Consider the following 22,895-nt stretch of genomic DNA (forward strand, 5'->3'; position numbering starts at 1 on the left):
ACTGTCGGTCACCGCGCTCCCCGACGGGGCAGCGGCCTCCTGGTCCCGGGCGGACAGCGGCCAGCGTGCCCCGCGCGGGCGCACCGTGTCGATGGGCCCCGCGCCCCATTTCCGGCCGCCCGCCGGACCCATCCCGCCCGGGGTGGGTCCTCGGACCCCGCACAGATGGGTACCGCGCCCGATGGGCCCGGGGCGGAGAACGGGCGAGGGTAAGGGCAACACCCGTACATCCCCTGGGAGGACCCCGTGTCGCTCGACCTGCCCCGCACCGAAGCCCGTACCGAGACCAGGGGCCGCGCCGCGTCCCCGGCCGCCGACGAGATCAGGCAGCGCCTCGAACACGCCCGGTCGACCCGCCTGGCCCAGCTCAAGGCCCTCGACGAGAGCGGGCAGAGTTCCGACGACCACCTGACGTCCACGCAGAAGGAGGCCATCAAGCGCGTCCTGGCGGAGATCGACGAGGCCTTCGCCCGCGTCGACGACGGCACCTACGGCGCCTGCCTGGGCTGCGGCAAGGCGGTTCCGCCGGAGCGGCTGGAGATCCTCCCGCACACCCGGCACTGCGTCGCCTGCCAGCGGCGCGCGAACTGACCCCTGCCGATCCCGTCCTCTCCCGCTCTGCCCAAGGGGTGCAGTGGTGTCCCACCAGACCATCGGCGAGCGCGACACGGTCCTCACCGCGGAGGACCTCGCCGCGCTGCGCGAGAACCTGAACGAGCAGCGGCTGTTCCGGCAGGAGCAGCTGCGGCAGTTCGCCGCCGACTCCACGACCCGCGCCGACGACCGGCGCGGGCGGGCGGACGCCGCCCACATCGAGGTCGGCGTCAAACTGGCCGCCTCCGCCCGCATGGTGCTCGCCGACGTCGAGGCGGCGCTCGCCCGGATGAACGCCGGGCGCTACGGCATCTGCCACCTGTGCCGCCGTCCCGTCGAACGCCACCGTCTGCTGATCGTCCCCCAGGCCCGCTACTGCGGGCGCTGCCAGCAGGTGAGGGAGGCCGGCCGGTGACCGTGATCCGGCACCTGCGTCCGGCATCCGCACGGCACCGGCACTGGCCGGCGTGCCGGCGCTGCACGGGTCTCGCCCTGGACCTGGGCAGCGCCCGCACGCGCGCGTGGATCGCCGGGCGGGGCATGGTCCTCGACGTGCCGACGGTGACCTTCCCCGGCAGCGGCGCCGTCCATCCCGTCCGGCGCGGCACCATCGTCGACACCGCGGGCACGGCCCGCATGCTGGAACGGCTGCTCGGCAACCGGCTGCCCAGGATCGGCCGCCCGCTCGTCGTCGTCGCGGCGCCGGTCCTGGACGGGCTCGCCTTCCGGACCGCGGCCCGTGCGGCCGTCGAGGTGCTCCGTCCGCGCGCCGTGCTCACCGTCCCGGGCGCGCGGGCGGTGGCCCTCGCCGCGGGCGCCGACCACGTACGGCCGCTGCTGGTCGTGGACATCGGCGCCCACCTCACCGAGGCGGTGCTGCTCGCCGACGGCGCGGTGACCGACGCCCGGCGCACCGCGCTCGGCACCACCGACCTGACCGGCGGCACACGGCCCGGCGACCTCACCGACGCGGTGGTGGAGATGGTGACCGCCATGCTGCGCCAGGACCGCACCGCGCTCACCCGCACCGCCCTGCGCCGGGGCGTGCTGCTGGCCGGCGGCGGTGCGCTGCGCCCCGACATCACCCGCGACCTGCCCGGCCGGCTGGGCTGCCCGGTCCAGCCGGTGCCGTCCCCGCACACCGCCGCGGTCCGCGGCGCCGCCGGCCTGCTCGCCGCGGCACACCACCACCCCTCGCTCACCGGAACCGTCTGACCCACCCGGCCGGTCCCGACCCGACACCGAGAGGAGCCATGACGTGGCGGGTGAGAAACCCCCGGCACGCACACCGCCCGGCCCGCCCCCGCGCCCGCTGCTGTGGCGCTGGCGGCACAACCCGCTGCGCCGCCGCACCGACACCATCGAGGCGTGGGCCGGGCTCGGGCTGCTGATCGCCGTCCTGGCCGTGGCGCCCCTCGCCGCCCTCCTCGTCGGCGACAGCGCCCGCCGCCACTACGAGGACACCGCCCGCCACCAGCACCTGACCCGCTACGAGGTGACGGCGACCCTCACCCGGGACGCACCGCGCCACCCGGAGCCGGGCTCGGACGAGGAGAAGAAGACCCGCTACCCGGTCGAGGTCCGTGTCATCACGCGTGAGGGACGCACCCGCACCACCCGCACGGACGTCCCGCCGGGGCTGCCCGCCGGCGGTACCGTCCGCCTCTGGATCACCGCCGACGGCGAGGCGACGGACCGGCCGCTGACCGCCCGGCAGATACACAGCCGCACCATGGGCTGGGCGCTCCTCGCCGCCATCGGCGTCGCCCTCAGCGGCGCCGCCGTCCACGCCCTGACCGGCCTCGCCCTGCGCCGCCGCAACCTGTCCGCCTGGGGCACCGCCTGGGCGGAGACGGCACCGCGCTGGACGACACCGACGTGACGGGGTGTCTTCCGGGCGCGGTCGGGGCGGCGTTGGCCGGCGCAGGACGGGAACCGTCTCCGCCGTGTGCACTCCGGCCGGACCGCAACCACTCGAAACTTTCGAGGTGAGGGGAGTTGCCTTCGAGGGTGACTTGCCGCCGTTCCCGACCGCTTGAAGGCACTCCCTCTCGATGTATGCGATGACGTGCGGCAATCACGTCCGGCGGCGGACAATGATCACTCGAAGTTTTCGAAATCCTCATCGAAACTGTTGACGGTTGACGCGCACAGGCCAACACTGTCCGGCATCGACCTCCCCATCGAGCCGTCACAGGAGGCGCACCACATGAACGTGCCCGTCCGCCCGAGCCGCCGCAGACGCGGCCGCCCGCTGCCCGGCGTCAGAAGTGTCCGGACCTCCACGATGCGGGTCCCCTCCCCGGCGAAGGTCTCCCCCACCCGGAACGTCAGCGCGTCCCGCCCCGACAGCCAGGCCCTCGCCGCCAGGCCCGACGGCAGCGGCACCAACCGGGGCACCACGATCCGGACCGACGGCAACTGGACCTGGCCGACCGTCACCTGCAGCGCCGGCTGACCACCGTACGAGGAGGACCACCGCACATGACCACCGCACGCAAGCCGGCCGCCCGGACCCTGGTGTCCGCCCTGGCCGTCGCCGCACTGACCCTGGCGGGCACCATGACCTCGACCCTCGGCGCCGCCCCCGCGCGGGCCGCCGCCTGCAACGGCTACGTCGGCCTCACCTTCGACGACGGCCCCTCCACCAGCACCACCCAGAACCTGCTCGGCGCACTCCGGCAGAACGGGCTGCGGGCCACGATGTTCAACCAGGGCCAGTACGCCGCCGCCAACCCCTCTCTGGTCAAGGCCCAGGTGGACGCCGGGATGTGGGTCGCCAACCACAGTTACACCCACCCGCACATGACCCAGCTGAGCCAGGCGCAGATGGACTCGGAGATCTCCCGCACCCAGCAGGCGATCGCGGCCGCAGGCGGCGGCACGCCGAAGCTGTTCCGCCCGCCGTACGGGGAGACCAACGCGACGCTGCGCACGGTCGCGGCCAAGTACGGCCTCACCGAGATCATCTGGGACGTCGACTCGCAGGACTGGAACAACGCGAGCACCGACGCCATCGTGCAGGCCGCGTCCCGGCTCACCGACGGCCAGATCATGCTGATGCACGACTGGCCGGCCAACACCATCGCCGCGATCCCGCGCATCGCGCAGAACCTGGCCTCCCGCGGCCTGTGCGCGGGCATGATCTCGCCGCAGACCGGCCGCGCGGTGGCACCCGACGGATCCGGCGGAGGCGGCGGCGGTGGCGGCAGCGCGTGCACGGCCACCCTGTCCGCGGGCAACCGCTGGAGCGACCGGTACAACCTCAACGTCTCGGTGAGCGGTTCGAGCAACTGGACGGTCACGATGAAGGTGCCGTCCCCGGCCAAGGTCGCCGCGACCTGGAACGTCGGCGCGTCCTACCCCGACGGCCAGACCCTCGTCGCCCGGCCCAACGGCAGCGGCAACACCTGGGGAGTGACGATCCAGAGCAACGGCAACTGGAACTGGCCGACCGTCAGTTGCAGCACGGGCTGACCGCACGGCGGGCCGTGGTGCCCCACCGCGACCCGCCACCGCCCCGCCGCCCCGGGCCCGCCCGTCTCCCCGCGGAACGCGGGGAGCGGAAGGACGGGCACGAGGCGGAGCCGGCGAGCCCGGGGACGCACGCCCCGAGAGGGCTACGACAGAACTCTGTCGTGCACACTGCGCTGTGCACGGGGGCGGCCCGGCGGGACCGGCCCGGGCGTCATGGGCCGGGGACGAGGTGCCGGCGGAACCAGTCGGCGGCGAGGTCGGCGACCTGCTCCAGTGCCCCGGGTTCCGGGAAGAGGTGGGTCGCGCCGGGTACGACGTGCAGGTGGTGCGGCGCCGACAGCCGGTCCGCGGCCGCGCGGTTGAGCTCCAGCACCGTCACGTCGTCGCCGCCCACGAGGAGCAGCACCGGGCAGGAGACCTGTGCCAGGGCGTCACCGGCGAGGTCCGGGCGTCCGCCGCGCGAGACGACCGCCGACACCCGGCGGGGACGTCCGGCGGCCGCCACCAGGGCCGCCGCCGCCCCCGTACTCGCCCCGAACAGACCCACCGGAAGGTCCGCGGTGTCCGGCCGCTGTTCCAGCCAGTCGACGGCGTGCGCCAGCCGCCCGGCCAGCAGGCCGATGTCGAAGCGGTGCACGCCGGTCGCCTCGTCCTCGCGCTCCTCCGCCCCGGTCAGCAGGTCCAGCAGCAGCGTCCCGCACCCCGCGTCCCGCAGCACCTCGGCGACCGCCCGGTTGCGTGGACTGAGCCGCGAACTGCCGGAGCCGTGCGCGAACAGCACCGTTCCGCGCGCCCCGGCGGGCACGTCGAGGTCGCCGGCCAGGGCCGCCCCGGCCGCCGTGACCGTCACCGATGCGGAGACCATGCCGGTCATCCCCTCACTCGGTGCCCTCGGCGGCACGGGCGACCGGCAGCAGTCCGCGGATGTCCGCGGGCAGCGCCCCGGCCACCTTCTCCATCAGCTCCGGTGAGAGCGCGGCGTCGAGCACCTCCAGTACGGCGGCGGCCTCGCGCAGGGCGCCGTCCTCGTCCGTCTCCGCGCGCCCGGCGATCCGCCCGACGAACGTGGTCAGACCGAACCGCTCGCCCGCCGGGCTCACGGGTCCGTCCGTGTCCAGGTTGGTGGCCTGCCGTATGGGGCCGGCCAGGGTCGGCGGCAACTGGGCGGCGACGTGTCCGGCCAGTCCCGTCGGCAGCCGTTCGGCCAGCGTGCTCAGGACGGCCCGGGTCGCCCGCTCGGCAGAGCCCCGGTCCGGCAGCCCGCTCAGCGCCTGCACTTTTCCGATGATCTCGTCGTGGTGCATGGGGCGAAGCCTTCCTCGCGATCCTCGTGATCCGCGATCCTCGTGACCCTCGCGATTCTCGTGATGCTCACCGTCCTCACGGTCCCGCGACCTTCCGGTCCGCGTGACCTGACGACGCTCGTGGCTCAACGGTCCAGTCGGTCCTCCACCGGTGGTTTCGGCACGTCCCTCAGGTGCTGGGACTGTCCGGGCCGGCCGCCCGCGCGGGCCTGTTCGGCGCGCTGGGCGGGACCGGTACCGGGATCGGAGCCGGGCTCCGGCCGCACCGACCGGGCCACCTCCTCGCGGTTGGCGTACCGCTCGGCGGGCATGCCGCGCAGCGCCTCGACGATGTCCTCATGGGCGCCGGCCCGCTTCGCCGCCTGGACCAGTTCCTCCTTGCCGGCCGGGAAGTCGACGTCCCTGAGGGCGTGCACCACGTCCCGGGTGCTCGTCCTGTGGTCCATGACTCCTTCTCCCTGGTCGCACTCCTGCCACGACCCGGGTAACCGCCATCGGCCGTCCCTCACACCGCGGCCGGCCCGCTCCCAGGACGCGGCCCGCGACCTCCGCGAGGGGCGGCGGATCATGGCCGGAACGAGCCCGGGAACACCTGAGCGAAAATTGCGTGCGATTTTCCGAACGGGACAGGCGCACGGTTCTCCTGAGGCGCGCGCCCTCCTCAGCCCTCGCCGGGAAGCGCCGACGTCGTGCCGTCCGGCCGGTCCGTCGTGCCGTCCGGTCGGTCCGGCGTGCTGTCCGGCCGGTCCGGCGTGCCGCCGCTCTCCAGCCGGGCCGTGCTCTGCCGGGGCACCAGGTGGGTGGCCAGTTCTATGCGCTGGGCGGCCGTGCCGGGGTCGTCCGGGCGGAGCAGCATGCGGGCGGCCTCCTCGGCCATGTGCCGCAGCGGCTGGTGCACCGTGGTGAGCGGCGGGCTCGACCACTGCGCCAGCGGCACGTCGTCGTACCCCACCACCGACAGGTCCTGCGGCACGCGCAGGCCCTTGAGGCGGGCCGCCTCCAGTACGCCGAGCGCCTGGAGGTCGCTGCCCGCGAAGACGGCCGTCGGCCGGTCCGGGCCCTCCAGCAGGTCCATGGCGTGGTCGAAGCCGCCCTGCACGTGGAAGTCGCCGAAGCGCGTCAGGCGGGGGTCGGCCGCCAGGCCGGCCATCGCCATGGCCGAGCGGTAGCCGTCCAGGCGGGCCAGCGAGCAGAGCATGTCCTCCGGGCCGGTGATGATCGCGACCCGCCGGTGGCCGAGGTCGGTGAGGTGGCGGGTGGCGGCGAGTCCGCCGGCCCAGTTCGCGGAGCCGACCGAGGGCACGTCCGGGTCGGGGTCGCCCGCCGGGTCGATGACCACGAACGGGATGGCCGCCGCCCGGAGTTGGCGCTTGATGTCCTCCGGCAGCGCGGAGAAGACCAGGACGACGCCCAGCGGCCGGCGCCGCAGCACGCCCGGGAGCCATTCCGGCGCGGGCCGGTGCCGGGTGCCGCTCTCGGTGAGCACCACCGTGGCGCGGTTGTCCTTGGCAACGTTTTCCACACCCCGGATCAGCTCCATCGCCCAGATGCTGTCCAGCTCGTGGAAGACGAGTTCGATGAGCGGGGAGCGGGAAGCGGCCTGGCTGCGCCGACGGTAGCCGTGGGCGTCGAGAAGCCGTTCCACCTTGGCCCGGGTCGCGCGGGAGACATCCGAACGGCCGTTGAGGACCTTCGAAACTGTCGGCATCGAAACACCGGCCTCTTTCGCGACCGCGGCCAGGGTGACTCTGCCGCTCGCCTCGTCGTCATCGTGCATACCCGCAGGATAAGGCACCGTCCGTCGATAACGGTTTGGGCGATTACTGACTCGACCGTTGACCGAAACTCCGGTCTGACCTACTGTCCCACGGCATGGACTTTCGGTGATGATGCCGAAACTTTCGAAAGGCGAACGATGAAGACACGTGCGCGCTTGCCCAGACTGGTCGCCTGCGGTGCGACGCTCGCCCTGGCACTGAGCCTGACGGCCTGCGGTGACGGGAACGGCGGGGCGTCGGCGGACGACGGCAAGATCCATGTCCTGGTCTACGGGGACGCCACCAACAAGGTCGAGAAGCGAATCGTCGACACGTTCAACAAGACGTCCGACGTCAAGGTCGTCCTGGACACCATTCCCGGTGCGGACTACCAGCAGAAGCTCCAGACCATCATCAGCACCCCGCAGGCCCCGGACATCTTCTTCAACTGGGGCGGCGGCAGCATCAAGCCGTTCGTCAAGGCCGACCTGCTGCTGCCGCTGGACGACTTCATCAAGAAGAACCCGGACCTGGAGAACAAGTTCCTGCCGTCCGTCTTCAACAACGCCGTCGTCGACGGCAAGCCGTACGGCATCCCGATGCGCGGCACCCAGCCGGTCCTGCTCTTCCACAACAAGAAGGTCCTCCAGGAGGCGGGCGTCACGCCGCCGAAGACCTGGGACGAACTGGTCGACGCGGTCGGCAGGCTCAAGGACAAGGGCGTCACGCCGATCGCGCTCGGCGGCGGCGACATCTGGCCGACGCAGATGTGGTTCCAGTACCTCTTCGACCGCGTGGCGGGCCCGGACCTCCTCAAGAAGGCCCTCGCCGGCGACAAGAGCGCCTGGGAGAGCCCGGAGAGCAAGAAGGCCCTGAACATGATCAGGGAGCTGGTCGACGCCGGCGCCTTCGGCAAGAACTACGACTCCGTCAAGTACACCAACGGCGGCTCGGTCGCCCTGCTGGCCTCCGACAAGGCGGGCTTCGAGCTGATGGGCTCCTGGTACTACTCGCAGCAGCTGACGGACCACAAGGAGTTCGCCGAGAAGGACCTCGGTTACAGCGCCTTCCCGACCGTCGAGGGCGGCAAGGGCGACCCGAAGAACGTCGCCGGCAACACCAACAACTACTACTCGGTGATGAAGAAGACCAAGCATCCCGAGGCCGTCGCCGAGTTCCTGAAGCTCATGTACTCCGACGAGTTCGTCAAGGCGCAGCTGGACATCGGCAACCTGCCGACCACGACCAACACCGACGAGTTCATCGACAGCGCGGTCAGCCCCGAGTACTCGCGCTTCCAGTACGACCTGGTCGCCGACGCCCCGTCGTTCCAGCTGTCCTGGGACCAGGCGTACCCGCAGAAGGCCAGCTCGGACCTGCACAAGGCCGTCCAGCAGTTCTTCAACGGACAGCTCGACACGGACGGCTTCATCCAGGCCATGCAGGCCCTCCCGACCGAGTGACGAACGGCTCATGACCACAGAGACCACGAGCGCACGGCCCGCCGCCGGCCCCCGCAAGGGGCCCGGGCGGCGGCCGCCCGCCTCGTCCGCAACGAAGGTGGGTCGCCCCGGCTTCGCCTGGGCGCTGCCCGCCGCAGTCTTCTTCGCCCTCTTCGCGATCGTCCCGCTGATCATGGTGGCGGTGCTGTCCTTCATGAGCTGGGACGGCATCAGCCCGCCCGAGTTCGTCGGCACGGACAACTGGTCGCGCCTCATGGACGACCCGGTGATGCTCAAGAGCATCTGGCTGACCCTGCTCCTGACCGTGCTCGGCGTGGTCCTGCAGACGCCGCTGAGCATCGTGCTCGGCGTGTGGGCGGCCGGTTACCAGCGCAACCGGGCCGTGCTGTCCGTCATCTACTTCATCCCGCTGCTGCTGTCGGCGACGGCCGTGTCCGTGCTGTGGCGGGCGCTGCTCGATCCGAACTTCGGCATCCCGGCCGACGCCACCTGGCTGTTCGGCGACGGCAACCTGTTCGGCGAACAGGCCACCGCCATCGGGGTGCTGGCGTTCGTCAGCACCTGGCAGTTCACCCCGTTCCACACGCTGATCTACCAGGGCGCCGCCCGGGCCGTCCCCCCGGTGCTCTACCAGGCCGCGGAGATCGACGGAGCGGGCCGCTACCGGCAGTTCTTCCACATCACCCTGCCGCAGCTGCGCAACTCGATGATCACCTCGATGATCCTGATGATCGTCGGCGGTCTCACCACGTTCGAGACGGTCCTCATCCTGACCCAGGGCGGCCCCGGCACCGACACCACCATCAGCGCCTACTACATGTACGACAAGGCGTTCAAGGGCTACGACTTCGGCGTCGGCTCCGCCATCGCCCTGGCCCTGGTCGTCGCGGCCACGATCATCTCGCTGATCGTCGTCCGGGTCTCCGGCTACGACAAGATGCGCAGCACCATGGAGGGTGTGTCATGAGCCGGCGCCGTCCCAACTACCTGGCCGGCGCGGGCTCGCTCGTCTGGCTGTTCCTGGTCGGGCTGCCGCTGTACGTGATGCTGGCCGCGACCGTGCGCACCCGCCAGGACTACGCCGACAACGGCCCGGTGTCGATCCCGGACAGCTTCACCCTGGACAACTACACCAGCGCCTTCGACTCCGGCTTCGGCCAGTACTTCGTCAACACCCTGGTCGTCACCGCCTGCGTCATCGGCATCGTGCTGCTGCTGGTCCCGCCGCTCGCGTACGCCATCGTCCGCAGCCGCGGCCGGGCCACGTCGGCGGTCTTCCGGCTGTTCCTGCTCGGCCTCGCCATCCCCGCCCAGGCGGTGATCGTGCCGATGTTCTACCTGATCAGCGAGGCCGGGCTGTACGACAACCTGCTGGGCGTCATCCTGCCCACGGCCGCGTTCTGCCTGCCCATGTCGGCGCTGATCCTCAGCGGCGCGATGCGCGACATCTCCCCGGAGCTGTACGAGGCCATGGCCATGGACGGCGCGAGCCCGCGCCGCATGTTCTTCCAGCTGGTGCTGCCGCTGTCCCGGGGCGGACTGTCCACGATCGTCGTCTTCTCCGCCCTGCAGGCCTGGAACGGCTTCCTGTTCCCGCTCGTCCTGACCCAGTCCGACTCCACCAAGGTCGTCACCCTGGGCCTGTACAACTTCCAGACCGAACACGGCATCGACATCCCCGGCCTGCTGGGAGCCGTGGTGCTGTCCATGGTGCCCGTCCTGCTCGTCTACCTGTTCGCCCGTCGCGCCCTGGTCCAGGGTCTGATGGGCGTCGGAGGAAAGTGACCGCCAACGTGGCCGTAGAGACCACCCCCGAAGCCCCCCTCTGGAACGACCCCGCCCAGCCCGTCGCCGCCAGGGTCGACGCGCTGATCGGCGCGATGACCCTTCAGGAGAAGATCGCCCAGCTGTACGGCGTGTGGGTCGGTGCCTCCGACAACGGCGGAGAGGTCGCCCCGCACCAGCACGACATGGAGGAGGCCGTCGACCTCGACGCGCTCCTTCCGGACGGGCTGGGCCAGTTGACCCGCCCCTTCGGCACCGCACCCGTCGACCCCGCGCTGGGCGCGCTGTCCCTGATGCGCACCCAGGCCCGCATCGCCTCCGCGAACCGCTTCGGCATTCCCGCCGTCGCCCACGAGGAGTGCCTGGCCGGTTTCGCCGCCTGGGGCGCCACCGCCTATCCCGTCCCGCTGTCCTGGGGCGCCACCTTCGACCCGGAGCTCGTGCGCCGCATGGCCGCCGCCATCGGCGCCGACATGCGCTCCGTCGGCGTCCACCAGGGTCTCGCGCCCGTCCTCGACGTGGTGCGCGACGCCCGCTGGGGCCGGGTGGAGGAGACCATCGGCGAGGACCCCTACCTCGTCGGCACCATCGGCACCGCCTACGTCCAGGGCCTGGAGTCCGCGGGCATCGTCGCCACGCTCAAGCACTTCGTCGGCTACTCCGCCTCCCGCGCCGGACGCAACCTCGCCCCCGCCCCCATGGGCGCCCGCGAGCGCGCCGACGTCCTGCTGCCGCCGTTCGAGATGGCCGTCCGCGAGGGCGGCGCCCGGTCCGTGATGCACGCCTACAACGACATCGACGGCGTGCCCGCGGCCGCCGACGAGACGCTGCTGACCGGGCTGCTCCGCGACACGTGGGGCTTCGAGGGCACCGTCGTCGCCGACTACTTCGGCATCGCCTTCCTGAAGACGCTGCACGGTGTCGCCGGCGACTGGGCCGGCGCCGCGGGCACCGCGCTGACGGCCGGCGTCGACATCGAACTGCCCACCGTGAAGACGTTCGGCGCGCCGCTCGCCGAGGCCGTCGCCGAGGGCCGCGTCCCGGAGGCGGTGATCGACCGCGCCCTGCGCCGCGTCCTCGGCCAGAAGGCGATGCTCGGCCTGCTCGACCCGGACTGGAGCCCGGTGCCGCCGGCGCTCGACGGAGCCGACCTGGACGACCCGGACGCGCTGCGCGGCACGGTCGACCTGGACCGGCCCGGGAACCGGGAACTGGCCCGCGAGATCGCCGAGCGGGCCGTCGTCCTGCTCACCAACGACGGCACCCTGCCCCTCACCAGGCCCCGCCGCATCGCCCTGGTCGGCCCCAACGCCGACGAGCCGACCGCCGTACTGGGCTGCTACTCCTTCCCGCTGCACGTCGGCGTGCACCACCCCGGCACCCCGGTCGGCATCGACCTGCCCACGCTGCGCGACACCCTGGCCGCCGAGTTCCCCGACGCGGAGATCACGGTGGCGCGCGGCACCGGCGTCGACGACGGGGACACGGCCGGCATCGCCGACGCGGTGGCGGCGGCCCGGGACGCGGACGTCGTCGTCGCCGTCCTCGGCGACCGTGCGGGCCTGTTCGGCCGCGGCACCAGCGGCGAGGGCTGCGACGCGGAGTCCCTGGCCCTGCCCGGAGCCCAGCAGCACCTCCTCGACGCGCTGCTCGACTCCGGCCGGCCGGTGGTGACCGTGCTGCTCTCCGGGCGGCCGTACGCGCTTGGCCGGGCCGTCACCGAGTCCGCGGCGATCGTGCAGTCGTTCTTCCCGGGCGTCGCGGGCACCGGGGCGATCGCCGGAGTGCTCAGCGGCCGCACCGCCCCGTCCGGGCGGCTCCCGGTCAGTGTGCCGAGCGGCCCGGGCGCCCAGCCGACCACCTACCTCGGTGCGCGGCTCGCCCAGCTCAGCGAGGTGTCCAACATCGACCCGACCCCGGCGTTCGGCTTCGGGCACGGTCTGACGTACACGACGTTCGCCTGGAGCGACCTCGCCGTGGACGCCGAAGAGGCCGCCACGGACGGCGAGTTCGGCCTGGCGCTGACCGTCCGCAACACCGGCGACCGCGCCGGCACCGAGGTCGTCCAGCTGTACCTGCACGACCCGGTCGCCTCCGTCGTCCAGCCGGTGCAGCGGCTCGTCGGCTACACGCGGGTGCCGCTGGAGCCGGGGGAGGCCCGCCGGATCCGCGTCGCGGTCCCCGCCGACGTGGCGTCCTTCACCGGCCGCGACGGCCACCGGATCGTGGAGCCGGGCCGGTTGGAGCTGCGGCTCGCCGCGTCCAGCACGGACACCCGCCTGACGGCGACGGTCACCCTGACCGGCCCGGAACGCCGGGTCGACCACACGCGCCGCTTCCACGCGGCGTTCACCGGGGAGCCGGCGTCACAGGGCTGAACCGGACCCGTCCCGGCCCGCACCGCACACGCGGTGCGGGCCCGACGCGCGTCGTCAGGCCTCGGGCCCGCCCGCCGCGAGCGCCGTGAACGCCGCCCACACGCCCCGCCCGACCCGCAGCACCGGCCCGCCGTCCGAGCTCTTGGAGTCCCGCACGTACACGGCGTCGAGACCGGCAGCCACCTCCACGCAGTCACCGCCGCCCGATCCGCTGTAGCTGCTCTTGAACCAGTGCAACCCGTCCATGTCCTCGGTCACCTGCTCCATGCTCACGTCTCTCCCGCCAGCCGTTCGATGAGCCGCGCAGACTCCGCGCCGTTCAGCGCCTGTGATCGCAGCTTGCCATACCGCAACCCGAAGGCGCTGACCTCCGCCGGATCGTGGACGACGCACCCGACCTCCTGGGATTCGATGTACCCGAGGTGATGGTGCTCGCCGGTTTCCATCATCACGAACGGCCCGTTCAGTCCGGAGTGAAACCCCGATGCGGCAGGCATGACCTGAACCTCGACGTTCCGCAACGCGCCGACTTCGAGCAGCCGTTGCCACTGCCCGCGCATGACCTCCGCATCGCCCACCGGGTTGCGCAACGCCTCCTCGCTCACGATGAACGAGAGTTCCGCGAGCGGCAGTCGGGTCAGCAGTTTCTGCTGGCTCAACCGGGCCTCCGTGTGCTGGTCGATGATCTCCTCGCTCAGCGGCGGGCAGTGGCCCGCGAACACCGCCCGGGCGTACTCCTCCGTCTGCAACAGCCCCGGTACCAGCAGCGGATCGTACGAGAAGCGGCTGACGACGTTCGCCTCGATCAGCGCGAAGTTGCGGAAGAAGCGCGGCAGTTTGGCCCGGTCCACCTCGTCCTGGAGCACCTCCAGAACGCCGCCCGCCTCCAGCACCCGGGCCGCCGCCCTCGTGAACGCGGCCTTCGCCGGGCGGCGGCCCTGTTCGACCGAGGCGACCTGCTCCAGCGAGTAGCCGATGGCCTCGCCGAGCTGCTGCTGGTTCAACCCGGCCCGCTTGCGCAGGTGCTGAAGCAGCCTGCCGTACGCCGCCCACGCCCCTGGCAGGTCGCCCCCACCCTCGTCCTGGGCCTTCTCCTTGGCCTTCGCCGCCCGACCGCTCCGCGTGTCCCGCACCGTGCTCACGCCCTCACGCCCTTCCGTCCCGGAACGCACCCCGCTCACCCGCACCGCGGCGACGCTCAGCCCGCCGCAGGGACCTTGTCCAACGCGTGTCGCACGGACGTGGGCACGGCCCCGGACCCGTACAACAGCCGTACGCCGCGAGTGCCACGAAGGCCGCCGGTCGTGCGGCCGGCCTGCCCCTACCCGACCGCAGGCGAACGCGACGGCCGGGCCCGACGCGACCTGAGGCGACGCAGGCGGCTCGGTTCAGGACGGTGCCGAGCGCGTCGGATGAGGTGCGTGTATGCGGGTCAGGGCCGGGGGAGCGCGCCGCCTGAGCTGTGCGTGCAACATCGCGGGTCACTCGTCCTGCTGACCTGCGGCTCTTCTCGGGACGGCGGAGGCGGCCATTCCTCACGCTTCGAAATGTCAAGTCACGAAGAAGGAGAGAACGGCCGCTGCGCATGCGTCTGCGCGTCGATGTGTGTGCGTCTGGGTCGGGCGGATGACGTTACCCAGGTCACCACAACTCTGGGAGGTGGTGACCTGACTGATTGCGGCCGGGAACACCGCGGTCATCAGCGTTAACGCCAAGCTTGGGTTCCTCCTGGTTGGGACTTGACACGGGTGGGGCTGGTTTCTGACCGGCCGTCACACCAGCGTGTGCCTGCGTTGCACGCAAGGACAGTCGAGGGCTTGGACCCGCGTGGGTATGGTCCCGGCGTCATGGCGGTCGCGATTATACGAGGCCCCCGCATTCGCCATCACAGCAAATATACGCTTCCCCATCGAACTTCAGAACTTCACAACCCTGCAACGTAGTACTGCCGCCGTCAACTGTGAGCAGAGCGACCAGCCGAGCGCTCATTCGCGCATAAAGAACCGCAAAGAACGCCACCTCAGGCGACAGATCGCCAGGTCGCTTGAACTTGACCTTGACAAGCGGGTGTTCGTGATCTTTGCAGGTAACATTCTTCAGGTGAGTGAAAGAATCAACTATGTCGATCGGGAGCGGCAGCCAGTGCTCACACTTGAGCGAATTCGTGAAGCTCACAGTCGACGAGGACCCTTCAACAGCTTTCACCATGCCGACGACCGTCAGTTGCTCAGGGTTGGGCAATTCACCCTTCGACAGCTTGGCCGTAAAGTCATCAGGCTTATGATCGCGCATCTCAAGCACTCCCAGTTCACTGGTCATGCAGTAGGTGATACTGGTGGAGCGGTGCGTACTTACATCTGCTTCCAGGCTAGGCCGACCACCTCTGGCGTGCATCTTCACTGAGCTTGGCGTTTGTCCTCGTCTGTCATTCGACCTGCTGATCTGCGGTTCTTCCCGGGACAGCGACGCGGCCGTTCTCCACGCTTCGAGATGTCGAGTCACGAAGCCCAGGAGAACGGCCGCTGTGTACGAGTCGTCCTTTGCCGGCTGTCCAGGGGGCGAGCGTGAGGTGGGGTGCTGCTGTGACAGTCTGCTCGCGTGGACGATCTCGTTGGTACGCAGGCCCCGGGCTGCCGTTCGACCGACCCCGCCGAGTCAGTCGCGGAACTCGAACGCGTGCTGCCCGGTCTTGTGGCCCACCGTCTGCCGACCCCGGCGAGTGTCGACTGGCCACGGCTGGAGAGCGTGTTGGGTACGGCTCTGCCTGCTGACTACAAGCTCCTCTGTGAGCTCTACCCGACGTTCGAGCTGAGTGACTTCCTGCGCGTTGGAGGCCCGGCGCCGGGTGCCGAAGCGGCCTGGGCCGAAGACACCGAGGACCTGGAAGTGCTGGCCGAGTGGTTGGAGGACGCCGACTTGCCCGTCCCGATGCATCCGTACCCCGCACCGGGCGGCCTGCTTCCCTGGTCCTCCTCCAACCAGGGGGACTTCTTCCTGTGGGCCACCAGCCCCGCCGGGCCGCAGGAATGGACGGTCACCGTCGCCTCGCGCAATGGTGCGAGGTGGCACTACACCGGTGGGGCGGTGCAGTTCCTTGCCGATCTGGTGAGCGGTGTCCTGGAGCCCTGGGCACTGCCGACAGTCCGACCTGAGATCACCTGGATCGGTCGACCAGGCGGCGGTAGCGGATGAGCGCCGCAGCAATGCCGGCGAAGGCGAGGAAGCGCTCGACTTTGCGTTCGTAGCGTCGGTGCAGGCGTCGGCATCCCGAGAGCCACGCCGTCGCGCGCGCTGGCGCGAACGCCCACCAGCAGGAGTTCCGCGCAGTGGGCCGCATGACGTCGACCTCCATCACTTGTTGTGGTCGTGAAGGTCGACTTCAACTTACGTTGGCGGAGTCCCGGGAGATGTGACGGTTGTTTCCTCATCGCTGGCTGTCAGAACTTCGCCATGTTTCCGGGAGCGCGACCTCGCGTAGGTGATCGATGATGAGATCGAAATCCGAAAGCGCCCGCCTGCAGAAATCCTGGTCCTGAGTGTTGATGCGCTCGACCACATCCGCGAAAGCGGGACCTGCGAGCCCCTGAGCTTCAATGATGACTCTGCTGGGGAGAAGGACCCAGTTCTTCCTCGATCTGTCGAGGGTCCACTCGACCTGAGTGTGAGCAGACCTCACTGCGCCCTCGATGAGCCGCGCCGTACGTTCACCGGGCGTCTTGTATCGCCATTTCATGTGCGGAACCTGAAGGTAACCGTGAACGGGGTTCGACTCCGCGGAGAGCCCGAACCATTCAAGCTCACCGAATCTGCTCAGAGTTCGCATCACAAGGTTGCTTCGATGTGGCATGTGACACCCAATCACGCGCTACCAGGAAGGACGTGAGTGCCCTCCGTCACCAACAATCAGCTTCCTCTTCGGATCCAGGAGGCGAATTGCCCTTTCCTCATTCCTGTAGGGAAGTGGATCCGAGCGGCCCGCGGGGTCGTACTGTGGGCGGACCGGTGAACACAGTGTTCACCATTGCTTCCTTCAGGGCGCGGCCCGGTACGCGGCGCCGGCTGACTTCGCTCCCTGGTCCGGGCCGCGACAGGTGGTGAGCTGCTCGCTGCTCGCCGGCCGTCGCCATGTCGCTGCCGCCACATCCGACGCCGTCTGTCCCGGTGACTGGCGGTCACGAAGCCGGGCGGTGCGGAAACTGCTTGGCTGGCGGGTTCGCGGGGCCGGTATCGTCCGGTCCTCCGAGCCGCTGCAGGTGCGGCCTGCGTTCAGAGAGAGACGTACATGAGCAGCCGGCACGTAACGACGACTCTGTGGCGTCCCACCGGTCCCAAGGAGCTGGAGCTGGTTCGGGAGCTGGATTGGCGTGCGTGGCCGCCTCGGCTGCCCGAGCAGCCGATCTTCTACCCGGTCCTCGACGAGGACTATGCGATCAGGATCGCGCGGGACTGGAACGTGAAGCACGACGGGGCCGGCTTCGTCACTCGTTTCGAGGTCGAGTCGGAGTTCTTGAGCCGGTATCCCGTCCAACAGGCGGGCGGGCGGACGATCCTCGAGCTGTGGGTTCCGGCCGAGGAGCTGGACGACTTCAATGCCCACATCGTGGGCGAGATCGAGGTGGTCCACGAGTTCCGCTGAGACGGGGAAGCTTGCTGACGGTGCGTGGCGGCCCGGTGCGGTGATCCGACGTGGCTGGTGTGATCACGGCGTCGGGGCCGTCCTGGACAGCTCGCGGACGGCACCTTGCCGTACGCCGGCGTGGAGTCGGCGCGACATCGGGCCCGTCCCGGGGATGGGGCGCTCCCCGGGGCGGGCCCGCGTGTGGTGTCGGTCAGGCGTCGAGGGCGGCGGCGAACATGCCGGCCTCGTAGGAGCCTCCCTTCTGGTGCACGATCACGGCGAGCCGGTTGGCGGCGTTGATCAGGGCGACCTGGGCGACCAGCGCGGCGAGCTGGTCGTCGTCGTAGTGCTTGCGGACCCGGGCCCAGGTCTCGTCCGACACGCCCTGGTGGGCGTCGGCGAGCCGGGTGCCCTCCTCGGCGAGGGCCAGAGCGGCCTGCTCGGCCTCCGTGAACACGGTGGACTCGCGCCACGCCGCGACCAGGTGGAGCCGCACCGCGCTCTCACCGGCGGCAGCGGCCTCCTTGACGTGCATGTCGATGCAGTGGCCGCAGCCGTTGATCTGGCTGGCGCGCAGCGACACCAGCTCCTGCGTGGACTTCGGCAGCGGCGAGTCGTGGATCACCAGGGCGGCCCCCGCGAAGCGCTTGGCGAACCGGGCGGCGATTTCGTTCTCGAACAGGTTGAATCGGCTGTCCATGACGTCGTCCTCACGTGTGGTCATGTGGTGGTGCGCTGACGGACACGAGATGCCGGCGGCCCGCCCCCTGTGACAGGCCGGCGGTGTGACGTGGGCCATGGCGCGGGGATGTCACAGAAGAGCGGTGACCGGCGTCCTGTGCGCGTGACAGTCTTCGACGACGAACAGGCGGGAGCAGCCGTGAGCGGCGAGTACGGCGGGCGCGACGGGGACGCGGCGGGGCGGCACACGGGCGGCGGACGCACCGGACCCGCCACCGAGGCGTTCATCACCCACCGCAACCTGCTGTTCACCGTCGCCTACGAGATGCTCGGCTCGGCCGCCGACGCGGAGGACGTCCTGCAGGAGACGTGGCTGCGGTGGGCGGACGTCGACCTCGACACCGTGCGGGACCGGCGCGCCTACCTGGTGCGGATCACCACCCGCCAGGCGCTGACCCGGCTGCGCACGCTCGGCCGCCGCAAGGAGTCCTACGTCGGTTCCTGGCTGCCCGAACCGCTGCTGACCGCGCCCGACGTGGCCGAGGACGTCGAACTCGCCGACAGTGTCTCGATGGCGATGATGCTGGTGATGGAGACGCTCACGCCCACCGAGCGGGCGGTGTTCGTACTGCGCGAGGTGTTCGACCTCGACTACGACGAGATCGCCGAAGCCGTCGACAAGACCCCGGCCGCGGTCCGCCAGATCGCCCACCGCGCCCGGGCACACGTCGCGGCACGCCGCCCGCGCGGTGCCGTGTCACGGGCCGAGACCGAGGAGGCGCTCGACGCGTTCCGGCGCGCCGTGGAGACCGGCGATCTGCAGGGCCTGCTCGACATCCTCGCGCCGGAGGTCGTCCTGCTGGGCGACGGTGGCGGCATCAGGCAGGCCGTCCTGCGGCCGGTCGTCGGATCCGACAAGGTCGCCCGGCTGCTGGTCGCCGGCCGGGACCGGATCCCCGTCGGCACGACCATGCACACGGCGCAGGTCAACGGCCACCCGGCGCTGGTCCTCCGCGTCGACGGCGAGGTCGACACCGTGGTGGCGCTGCGCCTCGACGGCGGTCTCGTCACCGGGCTCTACGCGGTCCGCAACCCCGAGAAGCTGTCGTACATGCTGCGCGAGACCGCCCTCAGTCGCTGACCCGCGCGTCGCCGGCCCGCGCGTCGCCGGCCCGCGCGTCGCCGGCCCGCGCGTCGCCGGCCCGCGGGTCGCCTCCGTCCGCCCGTCGACTCCGCCCGCGGTCAGGCGGCCGGCTGGAGCAGCACGTCGCGGATGTCGCGCGGAAGCTGCTCCACCGCCGACTCCAGCGCACCGGGCGAGAAGTGCTCCCGTACGACGGAGGTGACCGCGGCGGCGGTGCGGGGGACGTCCTCGGGAGCGATCTTCGCTTCCTGCGCGAAGCGGTTCACGTAGCCGTCGCGGTCGTACTTGATGGGCACGGCGCTCGGGTTCCAGCCGTCGTAGTAGACGCCGCGCAGCAGTTCGGGGAGTTGTGCGGCGACGTGGGCGGCCACGTCGACGGTGAGCCGGTCGCGGAACGTGTGCAGCCAGGCGCGCAGGACGCGGTGCGCGAGGTGCCGGTCCTCCGAACCCAGGGCCTGCGCCACCGCCTTGAGCCAGATGTTGGTGGTGTGGATGGCGTGCTCGAAGTCGGGCGGGTGTGTGGCGGGCATGGCCGCTCCTTTCCTCGTGCCTGTTCCTACGGTGGTACGCCGGTGCCCCGCCGCGTCCGCTCCGTGCGCCCCTTGCGCAGGAAGCGCCGCAGCCGGGTCTCCGGCCAGGTGTTGATCACGTCGTCCTTCGTGAGCCAGCCGCGCTGCGCCGTCCCCACGCCGTAGCGGATGTGGGCCAGGTGCAGCACGGAGTGCGCGTCGCTGTCGACGGCGAACCTCACCCCGTGCCGCCGGGCCCGCAGGATGTCCTCGTCCCGCAGGTCCAGCCGGTTCGGGTGCGCGTTGATCTCCAGCGCGGTACCGGTGCGCGCGCACGCGGCGAAGACCTCGTCGAGGTCGGCGTCGATGCCCGGCCGCCTGCCGATGACGCGGGCGGTGGGGTGGCCGATGACGTTGACGTACGGGTTCTCGCAGGCCCGGACGATCCGGCGGGTCATCTCCGCGCGGCTCTGCCCGAAGTGCGAGTGCACGGAGGCCACGCACAGGTCGAACCCGGCGAGGAACTCCGGTGGCCAGTCCACCTCGCCGTCGGGACCGATGTTGAGTTCCGTGCCGTGCAGCAGCCGCATGCCCGCACGCCTGCCGCGCCCGCCGCGCTCGCCGTCCAGTTTCCGCACCTGCTCGCGCTGGGCCAGCATCCGCTCGTCGGTCATCCGCTGCATGGACAGGTCCGGGGCGTGGTCGGTGACCGCGTAGTAGGCGTAGCCGCGCTCGGCGGCCGCGGCCACCATGCTCTCCAGGGGAGCCAGGCCGTCGGTCAGGTCGGTGTGCGTGTGCAGGTCGCCGCGCAGGTCGGACTCCTGGACGAGGTCGGGCAGGTCGCCGGTCGTCCCCGCCTCGATCTCCCCGCGGTCCTCGCGCAGCGTCGGCGGGATCCAGGGCAGGCCCAGCCGGGCGTACACCTCCTCCTCGGTCTCCGAGACGATCCTCGCGCCGCTCTCGACGTCGAACAGCCCGTACTCGGAGAGCTTGAGCCCCTGGCGTACGGCCAGCTCCCGGGTGCGGATGTTGTGCGCCTTGGAGCCGGTGAAGTACTGCAGCGCGGCACCCCAGGAGTCCGGTGGGACGACCCGCAGGTCGACGGCGAGGCCGCGGTCGGTGCGGACCGAGGTCTTGGTCGTCCCGTGCGCGACGACCTCGGTGACGTACGGCAGCCCGGTGAACGCGCGCATCAGCGGTGCCGACGTCCGCGCCGCGGCGAGGACGTCGATGTCGCCGATCGTCTCCCGCACCCGGCGCAGCGACCCGGCGTACGCGCAGCGCAGGCAGCCCGTCACCTCGGACAGCCGGGCCACCAGATCCTCGGCGAGCTCCGTCGCCACGTCCAGCAGCACACGGTCACCGGCCGACCGCAACAGTTCGATGCCGTGCAGGATCCTCTCCTCCGTGCGGGGTCCGAAGCCCTTCAGGTCGCGGAGCCGCTCGGCGTGGACGGCGTCCGCCAGCTCGTCGACCGAGGAGATGCCCAGCTGCTCGTACAGGACGTGGGCCTTCTTCGGGCCGAGGGTGGGGACGGCCGTCAGCCGGCGCACACCGGCGGGGATCTTCGCGCGCAGTTCCTCCACCGCCTGCACGCTGCCGCTGCGGAAGTACTCGGTGACCTTCTCGGCGATCGACCTGCCGACCCCGGGGATCTCCTGCAGTCCCTTGAGGTCGAGCGTGGCGACGTCGGCGTGGTGGCCGCCGATGGCCCGGGCGGCCTTCTCGTAGACGCGCGCCCGGTACGCCTCTCCACCGGTGATCGAGATCAGGTCCGCGTACTCGGCGAGCAGCGCGGCGACCTCGTCGTTGGACCGAACCATGAGCTCCGGGTGAACAGACCCGCGCCGTTCATGCCTCCCCGGCCGCGGCGGCCCGGGAGGCCTCTCACCGGCCCACGGGATCGCCGTCGGCGCCGTCGCCGCGGGTGCGCAGCGCCAGGTGGCCGCCGTGCATCAGCGGCGTGCCCGGCCGCAGGCGGGCCGCCTCCTCGCCGGTGGCGGCGTCGACCAGGTGCACCTCGCCGTGGCCGCCGCGGGTGACGGCGACCCAGCCGGAGTCCGGCGATGCGGCGACGGCGCGGCGCTGGACGCCCTCCCACGGGGTGCCGCCGCGCCGAGGGGCGCCGTCCATGGCGGGCAGTGGGACGCGGCGGACGGTGTCGTCGGCGCCGAGCAGGACCAGTTCGTCGCCGTCGGGGTGGATGCGGGTGAAGGCGGTGTGGTGCCGGGCGAGGGCCAGCCGGAACACCAGGCCGGGGCCGAGTTCGGTGCGCACCGTGCGGCCCGTCGCCAGGTCGTGGCGCCACGCCTGGTTGGTCCACTCCGGCCAGCGCAGCGGGTCGGGGGCGCCGCCGCGCAGCGTGCTCCACAGCGCCGGCCGGCGCGGGTCGAGCCGCAGGTACCAGCCCCGGGCCGGCGCGTCCCAGGGGATCGGCGGGCCCGCCACGAGCGCGTCGCCCTCGCGGCGGGCCCGGTGCACTCCCTCGCCGGTGGCCGCGAACACCTCTCCCGTTCCGGGTTCCTGCGCGTCCCCGTGCCCGTCGTCCGGCAGCGGGAGGAGCGCGAGCGCAGTGACGGCGGGACAGCCGGGCGGCGCCGCGAGGAGGTCGGCGAAGCGGTGCGCGGCGAACGCGCCGGGCTCCCGGTGCCGCAGCACCACCAGCGGGTCGTCGCCGCCGAGCACCGTCACGCCCGGTTCGCCGACGCGGGTGCGCACCCGGGCCGCCTCTCCCGTGGCCAGGTCGACGACCGTCAGCAGGTCCGACCACGGCTCGGCGTTGCGGCCCAGGCCGGTCGTGACGGCCAGCAGCCGGCCGGACGGGTCGCAGGCGAGGTGCTCGGCCGGTACGGCGACCGGCACCGCGCGTTCCACGAGCCGGTCGCCGAACGGGTCGAGGACCAGCAGCTCGCCCCGGCGGTCGTCGACACAGGCCACCCGCCCGCCCGGCAGCGCGAGGAACCCCGCGTGCTCCGAGAGATGACGACCGGTCAGGCGGGCCCGCACGGTGCCGTCCGGCACGGTCAGGACGTGGACGGCTCCCTCCACGTGGTCGGAGACGAGCAGCACGGGAGCGTCGGCGGGCGCGGGCGCGGGGTCGGGCATGGGATTCCTCCGGAAAACGGCCTGGTGAAAATGATTATCATGTATCTTCGGTGCGTTCCGGGTTCCTGAGAAAAAAGAAG

23 protein-coding genes and 2 pseudogenes are annotated in these 22,895 nt (G+C 71.4%); 13 read left to right on the forward strand and 12 right to left on the reverse strand.

Features of this window, described 5'->3' with window-relative positions:
• Positions 1 to 246 precede the first annotated feature (246 nt).
• The 6 genes and pseudogenes from FGW31_RS31460 (at position 247) to FGW31_RS31485 (ending at position 4,071) form a co-directional block, all read left to right on the forward strand.
• Positions 247 to 591, forward strand: a complete 345-nt coding sequence (locus tag FGW31_RS31460) for a TraR/DksA family transcriptional regulator (protein WP_142196940.1) — start codon at positions 247 to 249, stop codon at positions 589 to 591.
• Between the two features lie 43 nt (positions 592 to 634).
• Positions 635 to 1,009 (forward strand): TraR/DksA family transcriptional regulator, encoded by a 375-nt coding sequence (locus FGW31_RS31465; protein ID WP_142196941.1) that lies wholly within the window; start codon positions 635 to 637, stop codon positions 1,007 to 1,009.
• A complete protein-coding gene (locus FGW31_RS31470) occupies positions 1,006 to 1,809 on the forward strand; it encodes a rod shape-determining protein (protein ID WP_142196942.1) in 804 nt (267 codons plus the stop codon). Before FGW31_RS31465 ends, FGW31_RS31470 begins: the two co-directional genes overlap by 4 nt.
• Positions 1,810 to 1,852: 43 nt before the next feature.
• Positions 1,853 to 2,476, forward strand: a complete 624-nt coding sequence (locus tag FGW31_RS31475; protein ID WP_142196943.1) for an Rv1733c family protein — start codon at positions 1,853 to 1,855, stop codon at positions 2,474 to 2,476.
• A 396-nt stretch (positions 2,477 to 2,872) separates the two neighbouring features.
• Positions 2,873 to 3,052, forward strand: a pseudogene (locus FGW31_RS31480) (glycoside hydrolase family 11 protein); the annotation flags it as partial.
• Between the two features lie 26 nt (positions 3,053 to 3,078).
• Complete coding sequence (locus FGW31_RS31485; RefSeq protein WP_142196944.1) at positions 3,079 to 4,071, forward strand: polysaccharide deacetylase family protein; 993 nt, start codon at positions 3,079 to 3,081, stop codon at positions 4,069 to 4,071.
• A 211-nt stretch (positions 4,072 to 4,282) separates the two neighbouring features.
• Here FGW31_RS31485 and FGW31_RS31490 read toward each other — a convergent pair whose 3' ends face one another.
• The 4 genes from FGW31_RS31490 to FGW31_RS31505 all read right to left on the reverse strand — a co-directional run bounded on the left by FGW31_RS31490 (position 4,283) and on the right by FGW31_RS31505 (position 7,152).
• Positions 4,283 to 4,936 (reverse strand): dienelactone hydrolase family protein, encoded by a 654-nt coding sequence (locus tag FGW31_RS31490; protein WP_142196945.1) that lies wholly within the window; start codon positions 4,934 to 4,936, stop codon positions 4,283 to 4,285.
• 13 nt (positions 4,937 to 4,949) lie between these two features.
• Positions 4,950 to 5,375 (reverse strand): DUF2267 domain-containing protein, encoded by a 426-nt coding sequence (locus FGW31_RS31495; RefSeq protein WP_142196946.1) that lies wholly within the window; start codon positions 5,373 to 5,375, stop codon positions 4,950 to 4,952.
• 125 nt (positions 5,376 to 5,500) lie between these two features.
• Positions 5,501 to 5,821: a DUF2795 domain-containing protein gene (locus tag FGW31_RS31500; RefSeq protein ID WP_142196947.1), complete on the reverse strand. Its 321-nt coding sequence runs from the start codon at positions 5,819 to 5,821 to the stop codon at positions 5,501 to 5,503.
• A 215-nt stretch (positions 5,822 to 6,036) separates the two neighbouring features.
• Positions 6,037 to 7,152 carry a LacI family DNA-binding transcriptional regulator gene (locus FGW31_RS31505; protein WP_142196948.1) on the reverse strand — a complete coding sequence of 372 codons (1,116 nt, stop codon included), beginning with the start codon at positions 7,150 to 7,152 and terminating at the stop codon, positions 6,037 to 6,039.
• Between the two features lie 138 nt (positions 7,153 to 7,290).
• Between FGW31_RS31505 and FGW31_RS31510 the strand changes: the two genes are divergently transcribed.
• Genes FGW31_RS31510 through FGW31_RS31525 form a run of 4 tightly spaced genes read left to right on the forward strand, consistent with a single transcriptional unit; the run spans position 7,291 to position 12,758 of the window.
• Positions 7,291 to 8,595: an ABC transporter substrate-binding protein gene (locus FGW31_RS31510; protein WP_142196949.1), complete on the forward strand. Its 1,305-nt coding sequence runs from the start codon at positions 7,291 to 7,293 to the stop codon at positions 8,593 to 8,595.
• A gap of 10 nt (positions 8,596 to 8,605) precedes the next feature.
• Positions 8,606 to 9,562 (forward strand): carbohydrate ABC transporter permease, encoded by a 957-nt coding sequence (locus tag FGW31_RS31515; protein WP_142196950.1) that lies wholly within the window; start codon positions 8,606 to 8,608, stop codon positions 9,560 to 9,562.
• A complete protein-coding gene (locus FGW31_RS31520) occupies positions 9,559 to 10,380 on the forward strand; it encodes a carbohydrate ABC transporter permease (protein ID WP_142196951.1) in 822 nt (273 codons plus the stop codon). The genes FGW31_RS31515 and FGW31_RS31520 overlap by 4 nt, the downstream gene beginning before the upstream one ends.
• Positions 10,377 to 12,758 carry a beta-xylosidase/alpha-l-arabinosidase gene (locus FGW31_RS31525; protein ID WP_142196952.1) on the forward strand — a complete coding sequence of 794 codons (2,382 nt, stop codon included), beginning with the start codon at positions 10,377 to 10,379 and terminating at the stop codon, positions 12,756 to 12,758. Before FGW31_RS31520 ends, FGW31_RS31525 begins: the two co-directional genes overlap by 4 nt.
• Before the next feature lie 54 nt (positions 12,759 to 12,812).
• Here the strand turns inward: FGW31_RS31525 and FGW31_RS31530 are convergent, their stop codons facing one another.
• The 3 genes from FGW31_RS31530 to FGW31_RS31540 form a co-directional block, all read right to left on the reverse strand.
• Positions 12,813 to 13,025, reverse strand: coding sequence for a DUF397 domain-containing protein (locus FGW31_RS31530; protein ID WP_142196953.1), 213 nt, complete (start codon positions 13,023 to 13,025; stop codon positions 12,813 to 12,815).
• 2 nt (positions 13,026 to 13,027) lie between these two features.
• Positions 13,028 to 13,891 carry a helix-turn-helix domain-containing protein gene (locus FGW31_RS31535; protein ID WP_142197306.1) on the reverse strand — a complete coding sequence of 288 codons (864 nt, stop codon included), beginning with the start codon at positions 13,889 to 13,891 and terminating at the stop codon, positions 13,028 to 13,030.
• Between the two features lie 727 nt (positions 13,892 to 14,618).
• Entirely contained in the window at positions 14,619 to 15,077 is a 459-nt protein-coding gene (locus tag FGW31_RS31540; RefSeq protein ID WP_142196954.1) for a hypothetical protein, read from the reverse strand.
• Between the two features lie 279 nt (positions 15,078 to 15,356).
• On the opposite strand from FGW31_RS31540, the gene FGW31_RS31545 reads away from it, so the two are divergent.
• On the forward strand, positions 15,357 to 15,950 hold the full coding sequence (locus FGW31_RS31545) for an SMI1/KNR4 family protein (RefSeq protein WP_142196955.1): 594 nt from the start codon (positions 15,357 to 15,359) through the stop codon (positions 15,948 to 15,950).
• Here the strand turns inward: FGW31_RS31545 and FGW31_RS31550 are convergent.
• A pseudogene (locus tag FGW31_RS31550) lies at positions 15,913 to 16,047 on the reverse strand (IS5/IS1182 family transposase); the annotation flags it as partial. The gene FGW31_RS31545 and the pseudogene FGW31_RS31550 overlap by 38 nt on opposite strands.
• Before the next feature lie 993 nt (positions 16,048 to 17,040).
• Between FGW31_RS31550 and FGW31_RS31555 the strand changes: the two are divergent.
• Entirely contained in the window at positions 17,041 to 17,394 is a 354-nt protein-coding gene (locus FGW31_RS31555; protein WP_142196956.1) for a hypothetical protein, read from the forward strand.
• 193 nt (positions 17,395 to 17,587) lie between these two features.
• Here the strand turns inward: FGW31_RS31555 and FGW31_RS31560 are convergent, their stop codons facing one another.
• Positions 17,588 to 18,076, reverse strand: a complete 489-nt coding sequence (locus tag FGW31_RS31560) for a carboxymuconolactone decarboxylase family protein (protein ID WP_142196957.1) — start codon at positions 18,074 to 18,076, stop codon at positions 17,588 to 17,590.
• A gap of 180 nt (positions 18,077 to 18,256) precedes the next feature.
• On the opposite strand from FGW31_RS31560, the gene FGW31_RS31565 reads away from it, so the two are divergent.
• On the forward strand, positions 18,257 to 19,198 hold the full coding sequence (locus tag FGW31_RS31565; RefSeq protein ID WP_267905363.1) for an RNA polymerase sigma-70 factor: 942 nt from the start codon (positions 18,257 to 18,259) through the stop codon (positions 19,196 to 19,198).
• Positions 19,199 to 19,299: 101 nt separating this feature from the next.
• On the opposite strand, the gene FGW31_RS31575 is transcribed toward FGW31_RS31565, so the two are convergent.
• The 3 genes from FGW31_RS31575 to FGW31_RS31585 all read right to left on the reverse strand — a co-directional run bounded on the left by FGW31_RS31575 (position 19,300) and on the right by FGW31_RS31585 (position 22,815).
• On the reverse strand, positions 19,300 to 19,731 hold the full coding sequence (locus tag FGW31_RS31575; RefSeq protein ID WP_142196960.1) for a DUF2267 domain-containing protein: 432 nt from the start codon (positions 19,729 to 19,731) through the stop codon (positions 19,300 to 19,302).
• A 26-nt stretch (positions 19,732 to 19,757) separates the two neighbouring features.
• Complete coding sequence (polX, locus tag FGW31_RS31580; protein WP_142196961.1) at positions 19,758 to 21,533, reverse strand: DNA polymerase/3'-5' exonuclease PolX; 1,776 nt, start codon at positions 21,531 to 21,533, stop codon at positions 19,758 to 19,760.
• A 64-nt stretch (positions 21,534 to 21,597) separates the two neighbouring features.
• On the reverse strand, positions 21,598 to 22,815 hold the full coding sequence (locus tag FGW31_RS31585; RefSeq protein WP_142196962.1) for a hypothetical protein: 1,218 nt from the start codon (positions 22,813 to 22,815) through the stop codon (positions 21,598 to 21,600).
• Positions 22,816 to 22,895: the final 80 nt, after the last annotated feature.

The sequence above is a fragment of the Streptomyces calvus genome (genome assembly GCF_006782915.1).
In the GTDB taxonomy this organism is placed as follows: domain Bacteria; phylum Actinomycetota; class Actinomycetes; order Streptomycetales; family Streptomycetaceae; genus Streptomyces; species Streptomyces calvus.